This window comes from Nonomuraea maheshkhaliensis (assembly GCF_039529435.1).
GTDB lineage: Bacteria > Actinomycetota > Actinomycetes > Streptosporangiales > Streptosporangiaceae > Nonomuraea > Nonomuraea maheshkhaliensis.
This window is the reverse complement of the sequence record NZ_BAAAMU010000345.1, coordinates 1-520: the sequence shown is the minus strand read 5'-3', so window position 1 is coordinate 520 and position 520 is coordinate 1. Positions and strand designations below refer to the sequence as shown.

The 520-nt window shown below is 36.9% G+C and carries 1 protein-coding gene; it reads left to right on the top strand.

Annotated features, from left to right (window positions below):
• Nucleotides 1-183: 183 nt before the first annotated feature.
• Nucleotides 184-520, top strand: a 337-nt coding sequence (locus ABFX54_RS56780; RefSeq protein ID WP_346115641.1) for a hypothetical protein, incomplete at its 3' end; no start/stop codon positions are given.

Sequence of the window (520 nt, the reverse complement as noted above, 5' to 3'; positions counted from 1 at the left end):
AATAATTTTAAAAGTGTGCTACGACCTCTCAGTTAGCTATCACTTATTCTAATTAGGAGGAATTTACTCAGGATAGGAATTTACCACGTATCTAAATTATACTCGTCATTATAAAGCGGAGATGGGTAGATTTATAATAAGGAATTATATTTGGGAGATATGTAGAATATGCAGACTCAAGATATGCACACTAACCCGTTAACATATACTGACCCAAGTGGATTTGCAGCTTCTTCGAAAAACTTTGACTATACGGTTTACTTTGTTGCCGGAATCAAAACCTTTCATGGTTTTTTTAGACAGCTCGAAAAAGCCATAATAGATCTGTATGATCAAGTAAACAAAACTGTATGTGTAAAAGTCTTATATCCATATGGGGATGCTAGCAAGGGCTTCATTTCACAATCACGCAATGTTAGACATGACTACAGACTTAGAGAAAACAACGCCTTAGCGTCAGAGGGTGGGAATGTTGTAAGAACCCAAGCCCAAAGCTATTATGCTGGAGGGGAAATGGTTT